Source organism: Phytobacter massiliensis JC163, from assembly GCF_000321045.1.
In the GTDB taxonomy this organism is placed as follows: Bacteria; Pseudomonadota; Gammaproteobacteria; order Enterobacterales; family Enterobacteriaceae; genus Phytobacter_A; species Phytobacter_A massiliensis.
Window position 1 is genome coordinate 1 of sequence record NZ_HE578953.1, and the last position, 4,253, is coordinate 4,253.

4 protein-coding genes and 4 tRNA genes are annotated in these 4,253 nt (G+C 49.6%); 7 read left to right on the forward strand and 1 reads right to left on the reverse strand.

Translation table 11 applies throughout. The features are described 5' to 3' along the window. Window positions 1–134: 134 nt before the first annotated feature. Both murB and birA read left to right on the forward strand, forming a co-directional pair. Complete coding sequence (gene murB, locus ENTHG_RS23435; RefSeq protein ID WP_044185930.1) at window positions 135–1,163, forward strand: UDP-N-acetylmuramate dehydrogenase; 1,029 nt, start codon at window positions 135–137, stop codon at window positions 1,161–1,163. Further along, window positions 1,160–2,122: a bifunctional biotin--[acetyl-CoA-carboxylase] ligase/biotin operon repressor BirA gene (gene birA / locus ENTHG_RS23440; RefSeq protein WP_044185932.1), complete on the forward strand. Its 963-nt coding sequence runs from the start codon at window positions 1,160–1,162 to the stop codon at window positions 2,120–2,122. The genes murB and birA overlap by 4 nt, the downstream gene beginning before the upstream one ends. Before the next feature lie 28 nt (window positions 2,123–2,150). On the opposite strand, the gene coaA is transcribed toward birA, so the two are convergent. Continuing rightward, on the reverse strand, window positions 2,151–3,101 hold the full coding sequence (gene coaA, locus ENTHG_RS23445) for a type I pantothenate kinase (RefSeq protein WP_044185934.1): 951 nt from the start codon (window positions 3,099–3,101) through the stop codon (window positions 2,151–2,153). 455 nt (window positions 3,102–3,556) lie between these two features. Here coaA and ENTHG_RS23450 point away from each other — a divergent pair. From ENTHG_RS23450 to ENTHG_RS24615, 5 genes are all read left to right on the forward strand, one after another. Then, window positions 3,557–3,632 (forward strand) — tRNA-Thr (locus tag ENTHG_RS23450). An 8-nt stretch (window positions 3,633–3,640) separates the two neighbouring features. Further along, a tRNA-Tyr gene (locus ENTHG_RS23455) sits at window positions 3,641–3,725 on the forward strand. Window positions 3,726–3,837: 112 nt separating this feature from the next. Then, window positions 3,838–3,912, forward strand: a tRNA-Gly gene (locus ENTHG_RS23460). A gap of 5 nt (window positions 3,913–3,917) precedes the next feature. Then, window positions 3,918–3,993 (forward strand) — tRNA-Thr (locus ENTHG_RS23465). A gap of 119 nt (window positions 3,994–4,112) precedes the next feature. Further along, window positions 4,113–4,253: GTP-binding protein (locus ENTHG_RS24615; protein WP_023227838.1), on the forward strand; the 141-nt coding region annotated here is incomplete at its 3' end.

A 4,253-nucleotide genomic window follows, 5' to 3' on the forward strand; every position in this document is an offset into this window, starting at 1 on the left:
TTAAGTGAAGAGCCCAGTCGGAAGACTGGGCTTTTTGCGTTTTGTCTTTTGCCCTCTTAATTCACCGCCATAATACAAGCCATAGAGCCGCATATACGTTAAACTAAGCCCGTTTTTGCATCAGGAAAGCCTCTATGAATCACTCCCTTAAACCCTGGAATACCTTCGGTATCGATCAGTCCGCTAACGAGATTGTCTGTGCTGAAAACGAGCAACAATTACTGGATGCCTGGCAATCCGCTCATGCACTAAACCAGCCGGTACTGATACTGGGCGAAGGGAGTAACGTATTGTTCCTTGAGTCATTCAACGGAACGGTAATCGTTAACCGTATCAAAGGGATTCAGGTAACTGAGCAGCCTGACGCATGGTTGCTGCACGTTGGCGCCGGGGAAAACTGGCATCAGCTGGTCCAGTACACGCTGCGGAATAATATGCCGGGGCTGGAAAACCTGGCGCTTATCCCCGGCTGCGTAGGCTCATCACCTATACAAAACATCGGCGCTTACGGCGTGGAACTCAAACAGGTTTGTGAATATGTGGACTGCATAGAGCTGGCGACGGGAAAACGCTCGCGTTTAACTGCAGAGATGTGTCATTTTGGCTATCGGGACAGCATCTTTAAGCATGACTATCAGGATCGCTTCGCAATCGTCGCCGTTGGCCTGCGCCTGACAAAGCAATGGCAGCCTGTACTGTCGTATGGCGACCTTACACGTCTGGATCCTGTAACCGTAACGCCACAGCAGGTTTTTGATGCCGTATGCCATATGCGCACAACAAAGCTTCCTGACCCTAAAGTGAATGGCAATGCCGGCAGCTTTTTTAAAAATCCCGTAGTCAGTCAGGAGACAGCCCAGGCACTGTTAGCGCAATGCCCCGGTGCGCCTCATTATCCTCAGAATGATGGTAGCGTAAAACTGGCCGCAGGCTGGTTGATCGATCAATGCCAGCTGAAAGGGGTGTCTGTGGGTGGCGCAGCTGTTCATCGCCAACAAGCACTGGTGCTTATTAATAGCAGTAATGCGTCAAGCCAGGATGTCGTTGAGCTTGCTCACTATGTTCGTCAGAAAGTTGGGGAAAAGTTTGCTGTCTGGTTAGAACCGGAAGTTCGCTTTATCGGCGCACTAGGAGAGGTGAATGCTGTGGAGACTATCGCATGAAGGATAATACCGTTCCTCTGACTCTTATTTCACTGCTGGCAGATGGAGAGTTTCATTCAGGGGAGCAGCTGGGTGAAAAGCTTGGGATGAGCCGTGCGGCCATTAACAAGCACGTTCAGACGCTACGCGACTGGGGCGTTGATGTATTTACCGTACCCGGTAAAGGCTACAGTCTGCCAGAGCCTATTCAGTTACTGGATTCAGCGCGTATCGTTAGCCAACTGGACGGTGGTAACGTCGCCGTGCTGCCGGTTATCGACTCCACCAACCAGTATTTGCTGGAGCGGATCGGTGAGCTTAAGTCGGGTGATGCCTGCGTCGCAGAGTATCAGCAGGCTGGCCGAGGGCGTCGCGGACGCAAATGGTTCTCGCCTTTTGGCGCTAACCTCTACCTTTCCATGTACTGGCGACTGGAGCAGGGGCCAGCGGCAGCGATTGGCTTAAGCCTGGTCATCGGTATCGTAATGGCGGAAGTTCTACAGGGATTAGGCGCAGAGAAGGTTCGGGTCAAATGGCCGAACGATCTCTATCTTGACGACCGCAAACTTGCCGGCATTCTGGTTGAGTTAACAGGAAAAACAGGCGATGCAGCACAAATAGTGATTGGCGCGGGTATTAACCTGACTATGCGAAATGTATCCAGTGAAGTCGTGAACCAGGGGTGGGTGAACTTGCAGGAGGCAGGCATTCATATCGATCGCAATGCGCTGGCGGTCAATCTAATCGCCGAGTTACGTAAGGCACTACACACTTTTGAGCAGGAAGGTTTAAGCCCGTGGCTTTCTCGCTGGAAGGCGCTGGATAACTTTATCGATCGCCCGGTTAAATTGATTATCGGTGATAGGGAGATTTTTGGTATCTCCCGAGGTATTGATACCCAAGGCGCGTTGCTGCTTGAACAGGACGGTGTAATCAAACCCTGGATGGGCGGTGAAATTTCGTTGCGTAGCGCAGAATAAAAAAAGAGGAGCAAATGGCTCCTCTTTTTTATTTGCGTAAGCGAACCTGCTCGACGGCGTGATCGGCGCTTTTAGTCATAATCAAGCTGGCTCGCTCACGGGTTGGTAGAATGTTTTCTTTAAGATTTAGCCAGTTAATTTCTTTCCAAAGCGAGGTAGCTACTTTTATGGCTTCTTCTTCTGAAAGCTGCGCATAATTGTGGAAGTAGGAGTCCGGGTCGGTAAAAGCCCCTTCGCGGAATTTCAGGAAACGGTTAATGTACCAGCGTTGCAAAAGCTCTTCCGGGGCGTCGACATATATAGAAAAATCAACGAAATCAGAAACAAAGACGTGATGTGGATCGTGAGGATAATCCATACCGCTCTGTAATACATTTAACCCTTCAAGAATTAAAATATCGGGCTGTGTGACGGTCTTATCGCCATCAGGAATAACGTCGTAAATCAGATGCGAATAAACCGGGGCGGTGACATTTGGCACGCCTGATTTAATATCGGAAACGAACTTCACCAGTCGGTGCATATCATAAGACTGGGGAAAACCTTTCTTTTTCATCAAATTACGATCTTTTAACACCTGGTTAGGATGTAAAAAACCGTCAGTGGTAATTAATTCAACCCGGCGATGTTCCGGCCAGCGGCTAAGAAGTGCCTGTAGCACGCGTGCTGTCGTACTTTTACCCACCGCAACGCTTCCCGCGATGCTAATAACATAAGGAATGCGTTGCCCGTTGGTGCCCAAAAATTGTTCAAGGACAGCCTGGCGGCGCAAATTAGAACTGATATAAAAATTGAGCAAACGCGACAGGGGCAAGTAAATTTCCGCAACCTCTTCCAATGAGAGATCTTCATTAATGCCTTTTAAACGCGCGATTTCACCTTCAGTGAGGGTCATTGGCACTGAATCACGAAGCGCAGCCCACTGGCTGCGGTTAAACTGCAAGTACGGCGTCATTAACGTTTGCTCTTTCTGACTCATAAGCTTTTTCTGTCTGCCATTGCGGCCCGCCCCGCCTGGTTAACGGTGATTCAGCGGCCTTTAGCTAATGCGATGGCATGACGTTAGTAAGATATTGGGACAATGGGCAGGAGGTTAACACCAGATGACAGGGAATAATACGAAAAATCTTCACGAGATTATCCTTTCAGGCGCAGTGTCACAGCGAGAAGAAAGCCAGCCAGAAAGTAAAAAAGGGCAGTGGAATCAGAAGAGATGTTAAGCATGGCCTTTTTCAGCCTTAGGGGGGAATAAGATCGGTAAAAGCGGTTAAAACGCCTGTGAATGCCTCGGGCTACAGGTCTTTTTTTCAGCTTGTTTGCATGAATTTGCAGCATTTTATCGGCCTGTCGCGCAAAATGTGAGCGATAAAACAGTTTGTGCAAATTTTTAGTTGCATCACGCGCTCTGTCTCCCTAGAATGCGCGCTACTTGATGCCGACTTAGCTCAGTAGGTAGAGCAACTGACTTGTAATCAGTAGGTCACCAGTTCGATTCCGGTAGTCGGCACCATCAAGTCAGGTGGGGTTCCCGAGCGGCCAAAGGGAGCAGACTGTAAATCTGCCGTCACAGACTTCGAAGGTTCGAATCCTTCCCCCACCACCATCTTCGGCAACGCGATTGCGTAGCCAGAGTCGGAAGCAGTCTCCACCGGCTCGAACAGGAGAGTGTTCTTCTCCTTTAATACAGAAAGAACTGGGTAGCCGAGTTTCAGGATGCGGGCATCGTATAATGGCTATTACCTCAGCCTTCCAAGCTGATGATGCGGGTTCGATTCCCGCTGCCCGCTCCAGACGTGCTGATATGGCTCAGTTGGTAGAGCGCACCCTTGGTAAGGGTGAGGTCCCCAGTTCGACTCTGGGTATCAGCACCACTTCACTTCTCCTTCCCGTTTCTCTCTGTTTAAATTCAAAAAGCATTCAACAGTTCAGGCATATTGCCTGGTTGATGTGGTGATATCACCGATTTATCCGTGTCTTAGAGGGACAATCGATGTCTAAAGAAAAGTTTGAACGTACAAAACCGCACGTTAACGTCGGTACTATCGGCCACGTTGACCATGGTAAAACAACGCTGACCGCTGCAATCACTACCGTACTGGCTAAAACCTACGGCGGTGCTGCTCGCGCATTT

Bases quoted from the DNA above. Each gene is read 5' to 3' on its own strand.
- birA (WP_044185932.1), top strand. From the start codon at position 1,160: ATGAAGGATAATACCGTTCCTCTGACTCTTATTTCACTGCTGGCAGAT.
- murB (WP_044185930.1), top strand. From the start codon at position 135: ATGAATCACTCCCTTAAACCCTGGAATACCTTCGGTATCGATCAGTCC.
- coaA (WP_044185934.1), bottom strand. From the start codon at position 3,101: ATGAGTCAGAAAGAGCAAACGTTAATGACGCCGTACTTGCAGTTTAAC.